This is a genomic window from Bradyrhizobium sp. DOA1, assembly GCF_001593325.1.
Lineage (GTDB): Bacteria > Pseudomonadota > Alphaproteobacteria > Rhizobiales > Xanthobacteraceae > Bradyrhizobium.
On the sequence record NZ_JXJM01000001.1, the window covers coordinates 4531867 to 4550795 of the forward strand.

The window sequence follows — 18929 nt, forward strand, 5'->3', positions numbered from 1 at the left end:
ACGTCCTTGGTTGGTTCGGCAGCCGCCGCCTTTGATCGCCTTGCAATGGACCAAACGCGGCGGCAGCGCAACGCTGCACTGCAATGTTGACGATGGCGCGACTGAGCGCCTACTGGTTTGATCCTGTTCCATCCCGCGAGAGTACCCCCTCATGGATTTGCATCTGCGTGGCAAGCGCGTCCTGATCACGGGCGCCTCCAAGGGCATCGGCGCGGCTGCCGCCGAGGCATTTGCCGAAGAAGGCGCGCACCTCCTGCTGGCTGCCCGCAGCGGCGACCAGCTCAAGGCGCTGGCGGATCGCCTGCGCTCGGCGCACCAGATCGATGCCGCAACCAGCATCGTGGACCTGCGCAAGACGGAGGACGTGGCACGGCTCGCGAAGGAAGCCGCCGACATCGACGTCCTCGTCAACAATGCCGGCGACATCCCGGGCGGCTCCATCGACAAGCTCGACGAGGCGACCTGGCGGCACGCCTGGGAATTGAAAGTGTTCGGCTATATCAACCTCACGCGGCAGATCTATGCGCAGATGAAGGCCAGGGGCGGCGGCGTGATCGTCAACGACATTGGCGCGGCCGGCGAGAAGTTCGATGCCAATTACATCTGCGGCAGCGCCGGCAATGCCGCGCTGATGGCCTTCACCCGCGCGCTCGGCGGCAAGAGCCTCGCCGACAACATCCGCGTTGTCGGCATCAATCCCGGCCCTGTCGGCACCGACCGTCACGTCACCCTGCTCAAGACGCGTGCCAAGCACCAGTTCGGCGACGAGACTCGCTACAAGGAATTCCAGAAGAGCCTGCCGCTCGGCCGTCCCGCACATGCGCGCGAGATCGGTGACCTCATGGCGTTCCTGGCGTCGGATCGCTCAGGTTATACCTCGGGGGTGATCTACACGGTCGATGGCGGCATCAGCGCCGGCTGGGGTTAGTTTCTTCCGTCGTTGCGAGCGAAGCAAAACGATCCAGGAATGCCCCAGCGGTCACAGACTGGATTGCTTCGCTGCGCTCGCAATGACGACAGGACAAGCACGGGAGTAAAATAATTGTCTCAAGACCTGATCCGCGAAACCGCGTGCACAGTCGTCGACAAATTGCGGTCGGGCGACGTCTCGCCGCTCGAACTGCTGGATGTGGTGGAGAAGCGCATCAAGGAGGTCGACGGCAAAGTCAACGCACTGCCGACGCTGTGTTTCGATCGCGCGCGGGATCATGCCAAGGCCCTGATGCAGAAGCCGGCCGGCGCGCGCGGCCTGCTCGCGGGCCTGCCGGTGCCGATCAAGGACCTGACTGACGTTGCAGGCGTGCTGAACACCCAGGGCTCGCCGATCTTTAGGGATAACATCCCCGCCAAGTCCGACCTCATGGTTGAGAACCTCGAGGCCAACGGCGCGGTCGTCTACGCCAAATCCAACACGCCGGAATTCGGCGCCGGTGCCAACACCTTCAACGAGGTGTTTGGCGCGACGCTCAATCCCTGGGATACTTCGAAATCCGCGGCCGGCTCCTCCGGCGGCGCGGCGGTGGCGCTGGCGACCGGCATGGCCTGGCTCGCGCAGGGCTCCGACATGGGCGGCAGCCTGCGCAGCCCGGCGAGCTTCTGCGGCATCGTCGGCATGCGGCCGAGCATCGGCCGCGTCGCGCATACGCCGAAGGCGGGCATCGACCGCAATCTCGGCGTGCAGGGGCCGATGGCCCGGAACGTCGAGGATCTCGCGCTTCTGCTGGACGCCATGAGCGGCGACTATGCCGCCGATCCGTTGTCGCTGCCGGCGCCTCTGACCTCGTTCCTGTCGGCCGCACAGTCCGGCAAGAGGCCCAAGCGCATCGCCTATTCGCCCGATCTCGGCATCACGCCTGTCGATCCCGAGGTCAAGGCGATCACGCGCAAGGCGGCTGAACGCTTTGCCGAGGCCGGCGCCGTCGTCGAGGAGGCACATCCCGACTGGCGCGAGGCGCATGAATGCTTCCACGTGCTGCGCGCCTTCGACTTCGCGATCAGCAAGGCACAGCTTCTCCGGACCAAGCGCGATCTGCTCAAGCCCGAGGTAATCTGGAACATCGAGGAAGGCCTCAAGCTCACCGTCGAGCAACTCGAGCGCGCCGAGGCCCAGCGCGTTGCTATGACCGCGCGCGCGGTCGAGTTCTTCAAGAACTATGATTTGCTGCTGACGCCCACCACGATCGTGCCGCCCTTCCCTGTCGAAAATCGCTATGTCGCCGAATGCGCCGGCAAGCGATTCGACAATTACGTCGAATGGCTCGGCATCGTCTACGCCATCACGCTGGCCTGCTGCCCGTCGCTGTCGCTGCCGTGCGGCTTCACGGCGTCCGGCCTGCCGGTCGGCGTGCAGGTGGTGGGCGCGCCGCGCGCCGATGCGCAGGTCATCGCCGGCGCGAAGGTGCTGGAGGACATTCTGGGTTTGCGCAGCACGACGCCGATCGACCCGAAGGTGAAGAACTGACGTATTCCCGATGACGACACCACCTCGCATCGCCCTCATCCACGCCCTCAAACACTCCATCGCCCCGATCGAGGCGGCGTTCGCGAAGGCGTCGCCCGCGGCGCGGTTGATGAACCTGCTCGACGACAGCCTGTCGGCGGATCTCGCGCGCGACGGCGCGCTCACCGAGGCCATGACCGAGCGTTTCCTGGCGCTCGGCAATTACGCCGCAGGGACCGGAGCGGACGGGATCCTGTTCACCTGTTCGGCCTTCGGCCCCTGCATCGAAGCGGTCGCGCGGGCGCACGCGCCGGTGCCGGTGCTGAAGCCGAACGAAGCCATGATCGAGCGTGCGGTGACCATGGGCAAGCGCATCGGCCTACTCTCGACCTTCCCGCCGACGCTGGCCTCGATGCCGCCGGAGTTTCCCACCACCGTCGAGGTCGTACCGAAGCTCGCCGAGGGCGCGCTGGCGGCACTCGATCGCGGCGACCGCGCAACGCACGACCGGCTGATCGCCGAAGCTTCGCGCGATTTGCGCGATTGCGACGTCATCGCGCTCGCGCAGTTCAGCATCGCCGCGGCCGCGCCGCTGGTCGCCAAAGTCACCGGCCGTCCGGTCGTGACAACGCCTGACAGTGCCGTCGACAAGCTAATGAAGCTGCTGAACGCGAGGACTTAAGTACCGGCCTTCTTGCGGCGCCGGGCATCCTTGATCGCAACGGCCAGAGCCCCCTTCGTCTCGTTGACAAAGTCCTCGACCAGCTCCTCGCGCGTCGCATGCGCCGCCTCGCCGGTGAACAGTCCCTGCTCGGCCAGCATCACCACGCCGTGCAGCGCCGCCCAGATCTTGAGCGCCTGCCGCTCGCGCAAATAGCCGACCGCCGGAGCCTCCAGGGCCTCGATCACGAGCGAAAAGGTCTCGCGCGTCGCCTCGTGCAGCTCGCTGCCCTTGGCCGCATATGAGACCGTGCGCGAGGCGAACATCAGCCGGTAGATACCGTTGCGACGCAGGCCGAAATCCAGCGTGGCCAGCGCGAGCCGCGACAGCTTCGATTGCTTCGAGGGCGTTGTCATCGCCTCGCGCAGAATTGCACTGAGCTGCCGGAAGGCTTCCGCCGTCACCGCCGCGAGCAAAGCCTCGCGGTCTGCAAAATGTCGATATGGGGCCGGCTGCGAAACGCCGAGCTGCCTGGCCAGCGCCTTGATGCTGATTGCCTCGGCACCGCCCCGTTCCGCTTCGCGCAGCGCGGCCTTGATCAAGGCATCGCGAAGATCGCCGTGGTGGTAGGTCTTCTCGGGCTTGCGAGCGAGTTGTGAGCGCATGTTGAACGAAGCCTATGAGATTGCGCTTGACAGGGGAAGTCCAACACGAATGTAATAGGCTATAACTTAGACAAGACCTAAATGAGGAAACGCGCCGCCTTCGGGGCAGGCGCCTACGACCGAGGAAGCCGCGATGACAGAGCGACTGAAGGTTCACGTCGATCCCGACAAGTGCCAGGGCCACGCCCGCTGCAAGGCGCTCGCGCCGGAGCTGTTCGAGCTCGACGAATACGGCAATGCCCATGAAGCCGGAGACGGCATCGTTCCGCCGGGCCTGGAAGACAAGGCCTGGCTCGCCAAGTCCAATTGTCCGGAAATCGCGATCAATGTGATCGAGGAGTAGCGCGCTTTCAGCGCGTTGCGCGTGCTTTCAGCGAACACGAGCCCTGGAGCTTCCGAGATGTCCGACGTCAGCCAGCCCGCCGCTCATCCGCCCGTGACCGACTGGGTTCACGATTTCGACCACACCGATCCGCAATGGACGGACGATCCCTTCCCCATCTGGGACGAGCTGCGCACCACAAGCCCGGTCGTGCACACCAATCGCTTCCTCGGCTGCTATCTGCCGACGACCTATGAGGCCGTGCGCGAGATCGCCAACGACACCGAGCATTTCTCCTCCCGTCGCATCATCGTCCGCGACGTGCGTCCCGAGATCAACAGAAACGCGGCTCCGCCGATCACTTCTGATCCGCCCGAACACAAGCCGGCTAAACAGCTTCTGCTGCCGCCGTTCACGCCCGACGCAATGAAAAAGCTCGAGCCGCGCGTCCGCGCCATCTGCAACGAGCTGATCGACGAATTCATCGCCGAGAAAAGCGTGGACGCGGCCGCGCGCTACACGAAGCACATTCCGGTGCGCGCGATCGCGCACATGCTCGGCATTCCCGAAGGCGACAGCGATCTCTTCGTCAACTGGATCCACATGATTCTGGAGCTGGGCATCAAGGACGAGACCAAGCTGCTCCAGGCCGTCCAGGAGATGAGCGCCTATTTCAGCGCCCATATCGAGGCGCGCAAGACGAAGCCGACCGATGACCTGATCTCGTATCTGATGAACGCGAGGGACAAGCAAGGCAATCCGCTGGAGGATTCCCACGTGCTGGGCTCGCTGCGCCTGCTCCTGATCGCCGGCATCGACACCACCTGGAGTGCGATCGGCTCCTCGCTCTGGCACCTTGCGAAAACGCCTGCCGATCGCGAGCGGCTGATCGCCGAGCCCGGCCTGATCCCGATCGCGGTGGAAGAGCTGCTGCGTGCCTATTCGCCGGCGACCATGGCGCGCGAAGTGGTCAAGGAGACCACCATTTCGGGTTGCCCGGTCAAGCCGGGCAACATGGTACTCTTGTCGTTCCCGGCTGCGAACCGTGACCCCAAGATGTTTCCGGACGCTGACAAAGTCGTGATCGACCGTCGCGAGAACCGCCACGCCGCTTTCGGTCTCGGCATTCACCGCTGCGTCGGTTCCAACCTTGCGCGCATGGAAATGCAGGTTGCGCTGGAGGAATGGCTCAAGCGCATTCCGGACTTCCGGCTCGATCCAGCAGGCACGGTGACATGGTCACAAGGCACGGTGCGAGGCCCCCGCCAGTTGCCATTCTTGCTCGGAAAGGCGATGTAGGCCTCTTCCAAATTGTAAGGAGAGGCCGGCGTGACAGAGCAAGCAACCAACCCGGCCTCCGACCACATCGACATCGCCGACGCCGAGCGGCGAATCAAGGCGATCTTCATCGGCTCCATAGGCAATCTCGTCGAGTGGTACGATTTCTACGCCTATACGGCGTTTGCGCTCTACTTCGCTCCTGCGTTCTTTCCCGGCGAGGACCCCGTCGTCCAACAGCTGAACGTCGCCGTCGTATTCGCGGCGACCTTCCTGATGCGGCCGCTGGGCGGCTGGTTCTTCGGCTACATCGCCGACCATTACGGCCGTCGCATCTCGCTCACGCTGTCCGTCGTCTTCATGTGCTTCGGCTCGCTGATCATCGCGCTGACGCCGACCTACGCGACGATCGGTTTCGCCGCACCGATGATTCTGGCGCTCGCCCGCGTGATCGAGGGCCTGAGCCTCGGCGGCGAATATGGCGCCAGCGCCACCTATCTCAGTGAAGTCGCCGACCCCAAGCACCGCGGCTTCTATTCCAGCTTCCAATACGTCACGCTGATCGGCGGCCAGCTCACCGCGATCATCGTGCTGCTGCTCCTGCAAAAGGTCTTCCTCACCCCGGAGCAGCTGAAGGACTGGGGATGGCGCATCCCCTTCGCGATCGGCGCGGCGCTTGCGATCTTTGCCGCGGTGATGCGACGCGGCCTGCACGAGACGGAGGCGTTCGAGGAAGCCAAGAAGGTGGTGAAGCCGACCGGCTCGCTCAGCAACCTGTTGCGCTATCCGCGCGAACTCTTGCTCGTCGTCGGCCTGACCGCCGGTGGCACTGCGGCGTTCTACACCTTCACCACCTACATGCAGACCTTCGTCAAGCTCTCGGTTGGGTTGACCGAGGACCAGACCACGTTCGTGATCTTCGGCACGCTGATCTTCGCGACCATCCTGCAGCCGATCTATGGCGCGATCTCCGACAGGATCGGACGCAAGCCGCTGCTGATCTTCTTCGGTGTCGCCGGCACGCTCGCCACCGTGCCGCTGCTGATGGCGTTGAAGGAGACCAAGTCGCCCTTCATCGCATTCATCCTGATCTGCGCCGCCTGGCTGTTCGTCGCCGGCTACACCTCGATCAACGCGGTGGTGAAGGCCGAGTTGTTCCCGACCAATGTCCGCGCGCTCGGCGTCGGCCTGCCCTACGCCATCACGGTCTCGATCTTCGGCGGCACGGCACCTGCGATCGCGCTCTATTTCAAGAGCATCGGGCACGAGGAATGGTTCTATTTCTATCTTGCAGGCATCATCTGCCTGTCGCTGATCATCTATGCTACAATGCGCGATACCAAGCATGCCTCCGCAATGCATCGGCACGAGTAGGCCATGAACGACGAGACGCCATCCGACAGCAAGCTGACGCGCACCAAGGAGAAGTGGGCGCGCGAGGGCCGCTTTCTCACGGGGAAGATCACGCGGCCGGAGGACCAAAGGCTGCCGCCCGGCCAGCACCTCACCAAGGATTGGCCGGTGCTCGATCTCGGGGTCGTGCCGCCGGTGTCGCGCGAACGCTGGCGGCTCGACGTCTATGGCGCGGTCGAGACTCCCGTGTTCTGGACCTTTGCCGAATTCGCCGCGCAGAAGCAGGCCCGCTTCACCTCTGACATTCACTGCGTGACGACCTGGTCCCGCTACGACAACGAGTGGGAAGGCCTCGCGACGCGCGAGCTGCTCGCACTCTGCCAGCCGCGCGAGGACGCACACTTCGTCGTGCTGCATTCCTATGACGGCTACACCACCAATCTTGCGCTGGAGGATTTTGCCGCCGAGGACGCCCTGCTCGCCCATAGCTGGTCGGGTCAGCCGCTGACGGAGGAGCATGGCGGCCCGGTGCGGCTGGTCGTGCCGCATCTGTACTTCTGGAAGAGTGCCAAATGGCTCCAGGCGATCGAATTCCTGACCAAGGATGCGCCGGGCTTCTGGGAAGTCCGCGGCTATCATAACCGCGGCGATCCCTGGGCCGAGCAACGCTATTCAGGCGATTAGGATCAAGCAAGGACGGGGGAAGCCCATGCCGACGGAACGCTTTCAATTCACCGGCCAAGGCGGGCATCAGCTTTCGGCCGCGCTGGAGTTGCCGGACGGCGAGCTCGCTGCGTTCGCCCTGTTCGCGCATTGCTTCACCTGCGGCAAGGACACGCTGGCAGCCAAGCGCATCGCGGTCGCGCTTGCCGCCAAGGGCATCGCGGTCCTGCGGTTCGACTTCACCGGGCTCGGCTCCAGCGAGGGCGATTTCGCCAATTCGACGTTCTCCTCCAACGTTGCCGATCTCGTGCGCGCGGCCGATCATCTGCGCAACGTCCGCAAGGCGCCGTCGATCCTGATCGGCCATAGTCTCGGCGGTGCGGCGATTCTTGCTGCAGCGGGACAGATCCCTGAAGCCAAGGCGGTCGTCACCATTGCAGCGCCCTCAGATCCCGCCCACGTCACGGGTCTCTTCAGTGAGCATCTCGACAACATCCGTGCTCAGGGTGAGGTCGAAGTCTCGCTCGCGGGACGCCCGTTCCGGATCAAGCGCGAATTCCTCGACGATATCGCCGAGCACCAGCTGATGAAGGACATTACCGGCCTGCACAAGGCGCTGCTGGTGATGCATTCACCGGTTGACGACACCGTCGGCATCGACAATGCGACCAAGATCTTCGTGTCGGCGAAGCACTCCAAGAGCTTCGTCTCGCTCGACCACGCCGACCACCTGCTGTCGAAACCGGCCGATGCTCTCTACACCGCCGATGTGATCGCGGCCTGGGCAAGCCGCTACGTCGAGACGGCAAAGCCCGCCAAGGCGATGGATCTTCCCGAGGCGCCGCGACAGGTCGTGGTGCAGGAGACCCGCAAGAGCAAGTTCAACCAGATCGTCTCGGTCGGGCCGCACCATCTGGTGGCGGACGAGCCTGTGGCTGCCGGCGGCGAGGATGCCGGCCCCGGGCCCTATGATTTCCTGCTCGCAGGCCTCGGCGCCTGCACCTCCATGACCATGCGCCTCTATGCCGACCGCAAATCGCTGCCGCTCGACCGCGTCACCGTCACGCTGAAACATTCCAAGATTTACGCCAAGGATTGCGCCGAGTGCGAGACGCGGGAGGGCATGCTCGACCAGATCGAGCGTGACGTCACGATGGATGGCGCGCTCGATGCTGAGCAGCGCAAGAAACTGATGGAGATCGCCGACAAGTGTCCGGTGCACCGGACCCTGACGTCCGAGATTCGTATCGTGACGAAGGCCATCGAGTAGCGCCGCACTAGAAACAGGATGCCATTGTCCGTACCGCCGCGCTGATCTCGCTCTCATGCCAGGCCGCAAAGCCGAGCAGCAGACCGTGATCCCTGGGACGGCCGAGCGCAAGGCTGGACAGAGCTCGCGTTTCGACCCCGGCGGCGACCAGTCGCTTGACCACGGCCTGATCGGCCCGACCGCGCTTGAGGCGGGCGACGAGCTGGATACCGCCGGGCGGCACCTCGACCGAGAGCATGCCACCGAGATGCCGCTGCAGCTCCTCGACGAGATGATCGCGGCGCGCGTGATAGAGCCGGCGCATCCGGCGCAAATGCGCAAGGAAGTGCCCATCGGCGATGAATTCGGCCAGCGCTTCCTGGATGTGGCTGGCGGCGATAAGCCCCATATGCTGCTGCGCAATTTCCAAGGTGCTGACCAGCGCCGCCGGCGCGACCAGATAGCCAAGGCGGATGTCCGACCTCATCGCCTTCGAGAAGGTGCCGACATAGAACACGCGGCCATGGGCATCCAGCCCCTGCAAGGCTGGCACCGGCCGGCTGTCATAGTGGAATTCACCGTCGTAATCGTCCTCGACGATCCAGGTCCTGCCGGGTCGGCTTGCGGCGAGAAACTCGGTGCGGCGAGCCAGCGACATCAACCGGCCGGTCGGGTGCTGATGCGACGGCGTCATGAAGATCAGCTTCGGAGCGCCAAGCCCCGGTGTCCGCTGCATGCCCTGTTCGTCCAGCCTGACGCCGGTCAGGCGCGCGCCGGATGCGTGAAAGGCAGCCGCCGCGCCGGGATAGCCGGGGTCCTCAACCCATACATTGTCCCCCGGCGAAATGAGTGTGGCCGCAATCAGCGTCAGCGCGGCCTGCGCGCTCGGCAGGATCATGATCTGGTCCGCCGTGGCGCGGACGTCCCTGCTCGTCGCCAGGTAGTGCGCCAGCGCTTCGCGTAGGCGCAGCCGGTTGACCGGTCCGAGCTCGCGTCTGCCTGCATGGACGGCGCTGCGGCGCAGGCACCGCGCCCAGACCTCGTTCGGAAACTCCCTGAAATCGCCCAGCCCTGGGCGCAGCGGTTTGAGCTGGCCCCGGTAAGACATCGGCCAGTCCGCCCGCTGGAGCTTGGTGGCCCAGGGCGAGAGCCGAGGCTTGCGGGCGCGCTCGCCCGCTGCGGCGGCGCCCGCTTGTTCGATGCGTTCGCGCCCGTCGATCGTGACCACGGGACGGCGACCGTGCGACGCTGCGAGATATCCCTCGGCCGCCAGCTGCTCGAACGCGTATGTGACGGTGTTGCGCGAGACGCCGAGATCGCTCGCAAGCCGTCGGCTCGACGGCAGCGCGCGGCCTTTGCCGAGGCGCCGGGTGGCGATCAAGCTTCGGAGCTGGCTCGTCAATTGCGCCACCAGCCCCTCGCCATCGGTCCGCTTCAGCTCGATCAGCCCGGAAACCGTCGTGTCGGACACTGGCACCCTAATGTTCTCCAATCTGGCACTTCTTCGGATGCCAGTTGGAATGCTATCCGGCGACCCGGATTGCTTCAAGGACCTGCGACATGAGCACCCTGTCACCCCGCACCGCCATCGGCCTGTTCCTCATCGTGGTGCTGGCCTGGGGCGTGAACTGGTCGGTAACCAAGCAGCTCGTGCAGTTCGTGCCGCCGCTGTGGAGCGCGGCGATCCGGAGCTGGATCGCGCTGGCTGGCTTGTTCGTGCTCCTCGGCCTCAGCAACAATCTGGTGATCCCGGAGCGGCGCGACATTCCCGTGATCCTGAGCGTGGCGCTGCTGCACATGACGCTGTTCTCTATCCTGGTTGCGGGTGGCCTTCGTTTCCTGCCTGCAAGCAAGGGCGTCGTGCTCGGCTACACCACGCCGCTCTGGGTCGCACTGGCCGCGCCCCTGCTCGGAAAGGACACGCTGACCGCGCCAAAGCTCGCCGGCGCTCTGCTCGGGCTGATCGGCCTTGCCGTCATCCTCAATCCGTCCTCGATCGACTGGACCAACACCAACGTCCTGCTCGGCGCCGGCATGGTCATCCTGGCCGCGATCTGCTGGGCTGCGAACATCATCTATATGCGCGCGCATCGCTGGATCGGATCCCCGCTCCAGCTCTTGTTCTGGCAGGTGCTCGTGGCAACGGTCGTGCTGTCGGTCGGCGCGACAGCCGTGGACGGCCTCCCGCACGTGGCGTGGTCGTGGCGGCTCGTGTTGCTGTTTCTCTATTCGGGACTGATCGGAACGGTGCTGGCCTATTGGGCGATGTCGATGGTGAACAAGAGCATCTCGGCCCTGACGACGTCGCTCGGCACCACCGGAACGCCGCTCGTCGGCATCGCCAGCGCTGCGATCCTTCTGAGCGAACCCATCGACATGAGTCTTGCGGTCGCGGCGGCGCTGATTGTCACCGGCATCGGTCTTGCGACGCTCGGCGACCGGTTGCTGCGCGGTCAGGCCACCGCGAGTGGCTGAACCCGCAAGCTCCCGCGCAGGCCTGCCGTGGTGCCGAGCAGGATGCCGGCGACGGCAACGAACGAGCCCAGCGCCAGCGTCGATAGGCCGGTGAGCCCCTGCCCGATCGAGCAGCCGAACGCCATCACGCCGCCGATACCCATCAGCGCTGCGCCGCCGGCCGAACGCAGCATGTGTCGCGGCGAGGAATAGCCTTCGAGCTGAAAACGGCGCGTGGCCAGCGCGGTGATCAGGCTGCCAGCGAAGACACCGGCGACCGTCGCGACGCCGAAGTTGGGCGTCAGGCCGGTCGAGAGCATAGCGTATTGCAGGCTATCGGCGATCGGCGCGACGAAGGTGAGCGAAGTCACCGGCACTGGATTGAACTCGTCGGCGCCGAGGAAACCGGTGACGGACCAACCGCCGGCGACGAGCAGGCCGACGATGATGCCCGCCGCGACCTGCCCCGGCGAGCGCCGAAACGCCGGATGCGCGAATGCAAACAGGACCAGCGCGACGGCGATCGCAGAGGCCGCGAGCGCCCGCGAGGTCGCTTCAGCCGCACCGAACGTTGCCAACAGCGACGGCAGCGCATTCGAGTTGACGGTGATCTGCGAGGCCTGAACCAGCGCAATGCGCGCCGGCGCGATTAGGCCCTTCAGCGTCATCTGCGCAGCGATGGCGAGCACGATCACGACGACGAAAGACCTGAGATTGCCGCGCCCGAGCAGCACCAGTGCGCGCGAGCCGCAGCCGTTCGACAGCACCATGCCGTAGCCGAACAACAGGCCGCCGAGGAACAGCACGGGCACCGAGAAGGATTGTTGGAGATAGATCGATTTGCCGAGATCGACCGTGCCGCTGCCCGCGAGGAATTGGCTCGCGGCGATCGCAACGGCCATCGCCAGCGCATAGGTGCGCACCAGCCGCCCATCCCCCTCAGCAAGCCAGCCGCGTACGCTGCTCATCAGGCAGAAACCGCTGAGCAGGCCGACCGCGCCATAGATCAATCCAATGACGAGGCCGGCGAGGATGACGAGTTGAGTGGACGACTCCATTTCTAAGGCTTCAGGACCACGCGGTCGCGCGAGGAGCCTGCGACGGCGACGTAAGCCTCCTTGGCGCGGTCCAGCGGATAGACAGCGTCTGCCTTGATCGGGAACGGCTTCAGATGCCCGCTCGCAAAGCCCGGGCCGAGATTCCGAAGCACAGCGCCGGTTGCGGCCGAGGACAGACCCAGCGTGTCGATACCGACATAGGTGTGCTGGCCGCGATAGAACTCGAGAATGTTGAACTGCACGATGCGGTCGATCGCGGCGATCAGGATCTGCCGGCCGCGCAAGGCGAGCGACTTGTGAGCCGCCTGGAAATAGGGATCGCCGACCGTATTGAAGACGATGTCAGCACCTTTGCCGCCAGTCAATTCGCGTACGCGCGTGGCGACGTCGCTCGCAGAGGCGTCGATCACCCCGATGGGTGTATTAGCGTGGCCTTCATAGGCCTCCGCCTTGCGCACCACGCCAATGACGTCTGCGCCTTGCCAAGTCGCGATCTGCACGGCGGCCTGGCCGACCTTACCGTTGACGCCGAACACCAGCACGGTCTCGCCACGCTTCGGGACGCCGGCCCGGCGAAAGCCTTCCATGGCCGTGACGAAGGGAACGCCGATGCCCGCGGCTTCCTCCCAGGACACTGCCTTCGGCTTCTCCACCACGGCATCGGCTTCGACCACGAGATGGGATGCGTGGGTGCCGTCGCGGCGGATGCCGAGATCCCCGGACGAGCCGAACACCTCTTGGCCAATCATGCCGGCCGGCCCGTCGATCACCACGCCGGAATAATCACGGCCGGGTGTGCGCGGGAACACGGCGTAGGGCATCAGCCCGGTCGCAGCCTTGACGTCGGATGGATTGACCGCCGCAGCCTTCACCTCGATCAGGAGGTCGTCCGCACCGCGCGTGAGCGCGTGACGCTCGATCGCCGGCGCGAGCGCAGCGGCGTTTTCGGCCTTGGCATTGAGGCGCACGCAGCGCGCTTCGACTGTTTTGGCATCGGCTGGCGACATCGGAAAACCCGCGATTTCTCGCCGGCCTTGTCGCCTCTGCGGCCGGTCAAGTCAATCCGTCCAGTCAGTCCTTGGGCCGCTTGTCGTAGAGGCGTTTGGCCTTGCCGAGCGAGCGCTCCAGCGTGGCCGGCGCGACTACCTCCACCCTCGAACTGATGCCGATCGTGTTCTTGATGTGGGTCGAGACGCGCTCGGCATGATCGACGAGCCCCCGACCGTCCCAGCTTTCCGATCTCGCCTCGGCGATGATGGTCAATTCGTCCATCCGCCCTTCGCGGGTCAGTTCCAGGACGAAATGGCCGCCACACCAATCGGTCGCGAGCAGCACCTCCTCGATCTGGGTCGGGAATAGATTGACGCCGCGCAGGATGATCATGTCATCCGAGCGGCCCGTCACCTTCTCCATGCGCCGCATGCCCGGGCGTGCCGTGCCCGGGAGAAGCCGCGTCAGGTCGCGGGTGCGATAGCGGATCACCGGGAAAGCTTCCTTGGTGAGCGAGGTAAAGACCAGCTCGCCCTTCTCCCCGTCGGGCAGCACCGCGCCCGTCTCGGGGTCGATCACTTCCGGGTAGAAATGGTCCTCCCAGATGTGCAGCCCGTCCTTGGTCTCGATGCATTCCTGCGCGACCCCGGGGCCGATGACTTCCGAGAGGCCATAGATGTCGGTCGCATCCATGTCGAAGGCGTCCTCGATCTCGGCTCGCATTGCGTTGGTCCAGGGCTCCGCGCCAAAAATGCCGATCTTGAGCGAGCACTGTCGCGGATCGAGCTTCTGCCGCTTGAACTCGTCGAGGATCGCGAGCATGTAGCTCGGCGTCACCGTGATGATGTCAGGGCGGAAATCGTTTATGAGTTGCACCTGCCGCTCGGTCATGCCGCCGGAGATCGGCACCACGGTGCAACCGAGCTTTTCCGCGCCGTAGTGGACGCCAAGGCCGCCGGTGAAAAGTCCATACCCGTATGCATTGTGGATGATCATGCCGGTGCGGCCACCAGCGGCGCGGATCGAGCGCGCCATCACGGCGGACCACGTGTCGATGTCGGCCTGCGTATAGCCGACGACGATCGGCTTGCCCGTGGTGCCAGAGGAGGCGTGCACGCGCACCAGCTTTTCGCGCGGCACCGCGAACATGTTGAAGGGATAGTTGTCGCGGAGGTCCGTCTTCACCGTGAACGGAAATTTGGCGAGATCGGAGAGCTCGCGGAAGTCGGACGGATGCACGCCGGCCTTATCGAAGCCCTTGCGGTAATGCGCGACGTTATCATAGGCATGCTTGAGCGACCAGGCCAGCCGCTGCTTCTGCAGGGCCATGATCTCGTCGCGCGAGGCGCGCTCCTGCGCGTCCATCTCGGCGCTATAGGTGCTGCCACCTTCCTTGCGTCTCGTCAGAGCCATCCTCGTTTCCCCACATTGGTTCGTTCTTCTTATTTGTCTTGCTGCGGCAGCCACGTGCCCGGAATGACACGCGAATGCCCGCGGAATTCCGCGATGGCGGTATCGTCTACGGTTACGCGCACGTCGTAGATGCCGGAGCGGCCGCCGCGGGTGACTTCGCGCGCTTTTGCGACGAGGCGATCCCCAAGCTTGCCGGGCTTGATGAAGGTGATCTGACCCTGCGCCGCGACGACGCGCTCGTTGTGCGAGTTGCAGGCGAATGCAAAGGCGGAATCGGCGAGCGTGAAGATGAAGCCGCCATGGGCGATGCGCTGGCCGTTGACCATGTCCGGCCGCACCATCATCGCCAGCGTCGCGAAGCCCGGACCGATCTCGATGATCTCCATGCCGAGACCCTTGGAGGCGTCGTCCTCCGCCCACATCGCGTCGGCGCAGGCGCGGGCAATATCCTCAGGCGACAGCTCGGCTTTGACGTTCACGCGCTTCTCCCGGCGAAATTTTTGTTCATGATGTTCTGCTGCCACGCCAAGACTGTCAAACGTGGTCGTAGTCGACCACGACCCGTTCCGACGACGGCTTGGCCTGGCAGGTGAGAACAAAACCGGCCTTCAGCTCCCAGGGTTCCAGCGAATAGTTGATGTCCATCGGCGCCTCGCCTTGGACCAGCTTGGCACGGCAGGTCGAGCACATGCCGCCCTTGCAGGCAAAGGGCAGATCGACGCCAGCCCGTAGCGCGGCATCGAGGATCGCCTCGTCCTCGGCAACGGGCACGTCGCGACGCTTGCCGTCGATGATGAGCGATGCGATCGCCTTCGGCGGCGCGTCGGGCGCAACAGCCTTCCTCGGCCGCGGCTTGCCGCCGAACTCGGAGACGAAGCGCTCGACATGGATACGCTCCTCCGCGATGCCGAGACTGCGGCAGGTCGCTTCGATGTCCTCGCTCATGCCTGATGGCCCGCAGATGAAGACGTGATCAACGCTTGCCGCCGGCACCAGCGAGCGCAAAAGCACCCTCACCTTGTCGCCGTCGAGCCGGCCATGCAGGATCGGGATGTCCTGCTCCTCACCAGAGATGACGTGGAAGATCGAGAGGCGATCGATGAAGCGGTCCTTCAGTTCCTCCAACGCCTCGAGGAACATGATGTTGTCGCTGGTGCGGTTGCCATAGAACAGGAAGAAGCCACTGTCCGGCTCGCGCGCGAGGATCCCCTTGACGATCGACAGGATCGGCGTGATGCCGGATCCCGCGGCAAAGCCGACATGGATGCGCCCGCTATCGGCCGGCGGGATCACGCCGAAGCGGCCGGTCGGCGTCATCACATCGAGCTCGTCGCCGCATTTCAGCTCGTCGGCCGCCCAGCTCGAAAACGCGCCGCCGTCGACCTTCTTGACGGCGATACGGATTTCGCCGTCGTCCGGTCCGGAGCAGATCGAATAGGAGCGGCGAACCTCCTCACCATCGAGCGAGGCGCGGAGGGTGAGGTACTGGCCCGGTGTGAAGGCGTAGTCGTCAGCGAGCTCGTCGGGGATGGCAAAGGTCATCGAGACAGCGTCGGAGGCCTCGCGGCGGAGATCGCTGACGGCAAGTCGATGAAAGCGCGGTGCGGCGGCGGACATTACGGGCACCCCGGATTCGAACCGTCATTGCGAGGAGCCGTTGCGACGAAGCAATCCAGTCTGCTTCCGCAGAAACAGACTGGATTGCTTCGCTGCGCTCGCAATGACGATGGGGTTGGCATCACGGGCCTCAATGACACTTGAAATAATCGAAGGGTTCGCGGCAGGACTTGCAGCGCCACAGCGCCTTGCAGGAGGTCGAGCCGAATTCGGACAGCAGCTCGGTCTTGTCGGAGCTGCATTGCGGGCACGCGACGGCCTGCTCGCCGAACAGGGCGCGGCGAGAGCTTGCAGCGTGCGGCGGCGCGATGCCGTAGGCGCGGAGCTTGCGGCGGCCCTCCTTGCTCATCCAGTCCGTGGTCCAGGCCGGCGACAACACCGTGCGCACCTTGGGACGACGGAAGCCCGCGCGTTCCAGCGCGATCTCGATTTCGAGCGCGATCATATTCATGGCGGGGCAGCCCGAATAGGTCGGCGTGATCGCGACCTCGACATCATCGCCGTCGACTATAACGTCGCGGAGCACGCCGAGATCGGCGATGGTCAACACCGGGATTTCCGGATCGACCACGCTCGCCGCAACGTTCCAGGCGCGTTGGCGCAGATCGCAATCGTGCTCCAGCACCGTCACCATGTCAGCCCCGGGAAGGTACGCTGCATCGACTGCAAGTCGGACAGGAGGTGACCGAGATGTTCGCTGTGCCGGCCGGAGCGACCGCCCTGCTGCATCCAGTCGTTCTGCGGCAATTCGAGCGTCGCCTCGCGGACGACATCGGACAGGATCGTCCGCCAGTGGCCGCGCAAGCTCCCGGGATCAACGGCGATACCGGCCTGAATCAGGGCGCGCTCGCTCTCGTCGACCGCGAACATCTCGCCAGTGAAGGCCCAGAGATGGTTGATCGCTCCTTGCGCCCGGGCATGGCTTTCGTCCGTTCCGTCGCCAAGCCGGATGATCCACTCCGAGGCATGGCGCAGATGATAGGCGCTCTCTTTCTCCGACTTGGCCGCAATCGCCGCAAGCGTCGCGTCGCGCGAGGTCATCATCGCCCGCCAGTAGAGATCGGCGAAGGCGGAGTAGAAGAACTGCCGCACCAGCGTGTGGGCGAAATCGCCATTGGGCTGCTCGACCAGCAGCAGATTGCGGTACTGCCGGACGTCGCGCAGATAAGCGAGCTTGTCCTCGTCGTTGTCCTTGCCCTCGGCCTTGGCGGCGTAGCTGTAGAGCTCCCGCGCCTGACCGATCAGATCGAGCGCGATGTTGGAGAGCGCCATGTCCTCTTCCAGCATCGGCGCATGCCCGCACCATTCCGACAGCCTGTGGCCGAGAATCAACGCATCGTCAGCCCGGCGCAACGCGTAAAGCACCAGCGGCGTTTCGGAGACCTGGATGTTGGCGACGGCCATCACATGTGCCCCACTTCTTCCGGCACCTCGTAGAAGGTGGGGTGCCGGTAGATCTTCGATTCCGCCGGCTCGAACATCATGCCCTTTTCGGCGGGATCGCTTGCGGTGATCGCGGTCGACGGGACGACCCAGATCGACAAACCCTCGCCGCGTCGGGTGTAGATGTCGCGGGCGGCCTGCAGGGCCATCGTCGCGTCGCTCGCATGCAGCGATCCGACATGCTTGTGCGCGAGCCCGTTGCGGCTGCGAATGAAGACTTCCCACAGCGGCGTGTTCGGCGTGGCCATCGTGATCTCCCTATTCGGCAGCCTGAGCTGTCTGACGCTGCGCGCGCTTGGCTGCATAGGCGGCCGCCGCCTCGCGCACCCAGGCGCCCTCCTCATGCGCCTTACGGCGCGCAGCCATGCGGTCGCGATTACAGGGGCCGTTGCCGGCAAGCACCTGCTTGAACTCGGTCCAGTCGATCTCAGAGTAGCGCCAGTGCCCGTCAGCATCCTGGATCATGCCGGGATCGGGAATGGTGAGGCCGAGATAGTGCGCCTGCGGCACCGTGGCATCGACGAACTTCTGGCGCAGTTCGTCGTTCGAGAAGCGCTTGATCTTCCACTTCGTGGAGGTGTCGCTGTGCTGGCTCGTCGCATCGGGCGGGCCGAACATCATCAGCACAGGCCACCACCAGCGGTTTAGCGCGTCCTGCGCCATCGCCTTCTGCTCGTCCGAGCCGCGGCACAGCGTCAGCATGATCTCATAGCCCTGGCGCTGGTGAAAGGACTCCTCCTTGCAGACGCGGATCATCGCCCGCGCATAGGGACCATAGGAGCATCGGCACAGCGGGATCTGGTTCATGATCGCGGCGCCGTCGACCAGCCATCCGATGGTGCCGATGTCGGCCCAGGTCAGCGTCGGATAGTTGAAGATCGAGGAATATTTGGCCTTGCCCGCGAGCATGGCATCGACCAGCTCTTCGCGCGAGGTGCCGAGCGTCTCGGCGGCGGCGTAGAGATAGAGGCCGTGGCCGCACTCGTCCTGCACCTTGGCGAGCAGCGCCGCCTTGCGACGCAGTGTCGGCGCCCGCGTGATCCAGTTGCCTTCGGGTAGCATGCCGACGATCTCGGAATGAGCGTGCTGGGAAATCTGGCGGGTGAGCGTCTTGCGATAGGCCGCCGGCATCCAGTCGTTCGGCTCGATGCGCTCCTCGGCATCGATGCGGGCCTGAAACTGCGCGGCTTTGCCAGCGTCCTCCAGACCGCGATCGTCGGTCTCGGCCGTGTTCAGCGCCTGGGTGTACATGCGCATCCTCCCGATTTGTTGGGAGGGAATATATAACACAAATTAGTTCATGCAAGATATTTCTGTAACATG

The 18929-nt window shown here is 64.7% G+C and carries 20 protein-coding genes; 9 read left to right on the top strand and 11 right to left on the bottom strand.

Going from position 1 to position 18929, the window contains the following annotated elements; translation table 11 throughout:
• The first annotated feature begins 151 nt into the window (after positions 1 to 151).
• From SE91_RS21260 to SE91_RS21270, 3 genes are all read left to right on the top strand, one after another.
• Positions 152 to 928, top strand: a complete 777-nt coding sequence (locus tag SE91_RS21260; RefSeq protein WP_061848984.1) for an SDR family oxidoreductase — start codon at positions 152 to 154, stop codon at positions 926 to 928.
• A gap of 114 nt (positions 929 to 1042) precedes the next feature.
• A complete protein-coding gene (locus SE91_RS21265) occupies positions 1043 to 2461 on the top strand; it encodes an amidase (protein ID WP_060735472.1) in 1419 nt (472 codons plus the stop codon).
• 10 nt (positions 2462 to 2471) lie between these two features.
• The gene (locus SE91_RS21270) at positions 2472 to 3122 is read left to right on the top strand and encodes an aspartate/glutamate racemase family protein (RefSeq protein WP_061848985.1); all 651 of its coding nucleotides are present in this window, start codon (positions 2472 to 2474) and stop codon (positions 3120 to 3122) included.
• On the opposite strand, the gene SE91_RS21275 is transcribed toward SE91_RS21270, so the two are convergent.
• Entirely contained in the window at positions 3119 to 3766 is a 648-nt protein-coding gene (locus tag SE91_RS21275) for a TetR/AcrR family transcriptional regulator (RefSeq protein WP_061848986.1), read from the bottom strand. The genes SE91_RS21270 and SE91_RS21275 overlap by 4 nt on opposite strands.
• Before the next feature lie 133 nt (positions 3767 to 3899).
• Here SE91_RS21275 and SE91_RS21280 point away from each other — a divergent pair, with 133 nt between their 5' ends.
• Genes SE91_RS21280 through SE91_RS21300 form a run of 5 tightly spaced genes read left to right on the top strand, consistent with a single transcriptional unit; the run spans position 3900 to position 8652 of the window.
• The gene (locus tag SE91_RS21280; protein WP_061848987.1) at positions 3900 to 4109 is read left to right on the top strand and encodes a ferredoxin; all 210 of its coding nucleotides are present in this window, start codon (positions 3900 to 3902) and stop codon (positions 4107 to 4109) included.
• Between the two features lie 57 nt (positions 4110 to 4166).
• Positions 4167 to 5387 (top strand): cytochrome P450, encoded by a 1221-nt coding sequence (locus SE91_RS21285; RefSeq protein ID WP_061848988.1) that lies wholly within the window; start codon positions 4167 to 4169, stop codon positions 5385 to 5387.
• A gap of 30 nt (positions 5388 to 5417) precedes the next feature.
• Positions 5418 to 6740, top strand: coding sequence for an MFS transporter (locus SE91_RS21290; protein WP_061848989.1), 1323 nt, complete (start codon positions 5418 to 5420; stop codon positions 6738 to 6740).
• Between the two features lie 3 nt (positions 6741 to 6743).
• Positions 6744 to 7403 carry a sulfite oxidase-like oxidoreductase gene (locus SE91_RS21295; RefSeq protein WP_008550184.1) on the top strand — a complete coding sequence of 220 codons (660 nt, stop codon included), beginning with the start codon at positions 6744 to 6746 and terminating at the stop codon, positions 7401 to 7403.
• A 25-nt stretch (positions 7404 to 7428) separates the two neighbouring features.
• Complete coding sequence (locus tag SE91_RS21300; RefSeq protein WP_061848990.1) at positions 7429 to 8652, top strand: bifunctional alpha/beta hydrolase/OsmC family protein; 1224 nt, start codon at positions 7429 to 7431, stop codon at positions 8650 to 8652.
• 7 nt (positions 8653 to 8659) lie between these two features.
• On the opposite strand, the gene pdxR is transcribed toward SE91_RS21300, so the two are convergent.
• Positions 8660 to 10108 carry a MocR-like pyridoxine biosynthesis transcription factor PdxR gene (pdxR, locus tag SE91_RS21305; RefSeq protein WP_061848991.1) on the bottom strand — a complete coding sequence of 483 codons (1449 nt, stop codon included), beginning with the start codon at positions 10106 to 10108 and terminating at the stop codon, positions 8660 to 8662.
• Positions 10109 to 10191: 83 nt separating this feature from the next.
• Here pdxR and SE91_RS21310 point away from each other — a divergent pair, with 83 nt between their 5' ends.
• On the top strand, positions 10192 to 11106 hold the full coding sequence (locus SE91_RS21310; protein WP_060735469.1) for a DMT family transporter: 915 nt from the start codon (positions 10192 to 10194) through the stop codon (positions 11104 to 11106).
• Here SE91_RS21310 and SE91_RS21315 read toward each other — a convergent pair.
• From SE91_RS21315 to paaA, 9 genes are all read right to left on the bottom strand, one after another.
• A complete protein-coding gene (locus SE91_RS21315) occupies positions 11085 to 12143 on the bottom strand; it encodes a YeeE/YedE family protein (RefSeq protein ID WP_061848992.1) in 1059 nt (352 codons plus the stop codon). The genes SE91_RS21310 and SE91_RS21315 overlap by 22 nt on opposite strands.
• A gap of 2 nt (positions 12144 to 12145) precedes the next feature.
• A complete protein-coding gene (locus tag SE91_RS21320; RefSeq protein ID WP_061848993.1) occupies positions 12146 to 13150 on the bottom strand; it encodes a quinone oxidoreductase family protein in 1005 nt (334 codons plus the stop codon).
• Between the two features lie 64 nt (positions 13151 to 13214).
• On the bottom strand, positions 13215 to 14546 hold the full coding sequence (gene paaK, locus SE91_RS21325) for a phenylacetate--CoA ligase PaaK (RefSeq protein WP_061848994.1): 1332 nt from the start codon (positions 14544 to 14546) through the stop codon (positions 13215 to 13217).
• A 29-nt stretch (positions 14547 to 14575) separates the two neighbouring features.
• Positions 14576 to 15025 (bottom strand): hydroxyphenylacetyl-CoA thioesterase PaaI, encoded by a 450-nt coding sequence (gene paaI, locus SE91_RS21330; protein ID WP_061848995.1) that lies wholly within the window; start codon positions 15023 to 15025, stop codon positions 14576 to 14578.
• 55 nt (positions 15026 to 15080) lie between these two features.
• A complete protein-coding gene (gene paaE / locus SE91_RS21335; protein ID WP_061848996.1) occupies positions 15081 to 16163 on the bottom strand; it encodes a 1,2-phenylacetyl-CoA epoxidase subunit PaaE in 1083 nt (360 codons plus the stop codon).
• Between the two features lie 130 nt (positions 16164 to 16293).
• Positions 16294 to 16797 (bottom strand): 1,2-phenylacetyl-CoA epoxidase subunit PaaD, encoded by a 504-nt coding sequence (gene paaD, locus SE91_RS21340; protein WP_061848997.1) that lies wholly within the window; start codon positions 16795 to 16797, stop codon positions 16294 to 16296.
• Positions 16791 to 17567: a 1,2-phenylacetyl-CoA epoxidase subunit PaaC gene (gene paaC / locus SE91_RS21345; RefSeq protein WP_061848998.1), complete on the bottom strand. Its 777-nt coding sequence runs from the start codon at positions 17565 to 17567 to the stop codon at positions 16791 to 16793. The genes paaD and paaC overlap by 7 nt, the downstream gene beginning before the upstream one ends.
• Positions 17567 to 17854 (bottom strand): 1,2-phenylacetyl-CoA epoxidase subunit PaaB, encoded by a 288-nt coding sequence (paaB, locus tag SE91_RS21350; protein ID WP_008136594.1) that lies wholly within the window; start codon positions 17852 to 17854, stop codon positions 17567 to 17569. Before paaB ends, paaC begins: the two co-directional genes overlap by 1 nt.
• A 10-nt stretch (positions 17855 to 17864) precedes the next feature.
• On the bottom strand, positions 17865 to 18857 hold the full coding sequence (gene paaA / locus SE91_RS21355) for a 1,2-phenylacetyl-CoA epoxidase subunit PaaA (RefSeq protein ID WP_008550205.1): 993 nt from the start codon (positions 18855 to 18857) through the stop codon (positions 17865 to 17867).
• Between the last annotated feature and the right edge of the window lie 72 nt (positions 18858 to 18929).

What these genes read in the sequence shown, in the direction of transcription:
- SE91_RS21260 (WP_061848984.1), top strand. Translation starts at nt 152, where the DNA reads ATGGATTTGCATCTGCGTGGCAAGCGCGTCCTGATCACGGGCGCCTCC.
- SE91_RS21270 (WP_061848985.1), top strand. Translation starts at nt 2,472, where the DNA reads ATGACGACACCACCTCGCATCGCCCTCATCCACGCCCTCAAACACTCC.
- SE91_RS21275 (WP_061848986.1), bottom strand. Translation starts at nt 3,766, where the DNA reads ATGCGCTCACAACTCGCTCGCAAGCCCGAGAAGACCTACCACCACGGC.
- SE91_RS21280 (WP_061848987.1), top strand. Translation starts at nt 3,900, where the DNA reads ATGACAGAGCGACTGAAGGTTCACGTCGATCCCGACAAGTGCCAGGGC.
- SE91_RS21285 (WP_061848988.1), top strand. Translation starts at nt 4,167, where the DNA reads ATGTCCGACGTCAGCCAGCCCGCCGCTCATCCGCCCGTGACCGACTGG.
- SE91_RS21295 (WP_008550184.1), top strand. Translation starts at nt 6,744, where the DNA reads ATGAACGACGAGACGCCATCCGACAGCAAGCTGACGCGCACCAAGGAG.
- SE91_RS21300 (WP_061848990.1), top strand. Translation starts at nt 7,429, where the DNA reads ATGCCGACGGAACGCTTTCAATTCACCGGCCAAGGCGGGCATCAGCTT.
- SE91_RS21310 (WP_060735469.1), top strand. Translation starts at nt 10,192, where the DNA reads ATGAGCACCCTGTCACCCCGCACCGCCATCGGCCTGTTCCTCATCGTG.
- SE91_RS21315 (WP_061848992.1), bottom strand. Translation starts at nt 12,143, where the DNA reads ATGGAGTCGTCCACTCAACTCGTCATCCTCGCCGGCCTCGTCATTGGA.
- SE91_RS21320 (WP_061848993.1), bottom strand. Translation starts at nt 13,150, where the DNA reads ATGTCGCCAGCCGATGCCAAAACAGTCGAAGCGCGCTGCGTGCGCCTC.
- paaK (WP_061848994.1), bottom strand. Translation starts at nt 14,546, where the DNA reads ATGGCTCTGACGAGACGCAAGGAAGGTGGCAGCACCTATAGCGCCGAG.
- paaE (WP_061848996.1), bottom strand. Translation starts at nt 16,163, where the DNA reads ATGTCCGCCGCCGCACCGCGCTTTCATCGACTTGCCGTCAGCGATCTC.
- paaD (WP_061848997.1), bottom strand. Translation starts at nt 16,797, where the DNA reads ATGGTGACGGTGCTGGAGCACGATTGCGATCTGCGCCAACGCGCCTGG.
- paaC (WP_061848998.1), bottom strand. Translation starts at nt 17,567, where the DNA reads ATGGCCGTCGCCAACATCCAGGTCTCCGAAACGCCGCTGGTGCTTTAC.
- paaB (WP_008136594.1), bottom strand. Translation starts at nt 17,854, where the DNA reads ATGGCCACGCCGAACACGCCGCTGTGGGAAGTCTTCATTCGCAGCCGC.
- paaA (WP_008550205.1), bottom strand. Translation starts at nt 18,857, where the DNA reads ATGTACACCCAGGCGCTGAACACGGCCGAGACCGACGATCGCGGTCTG.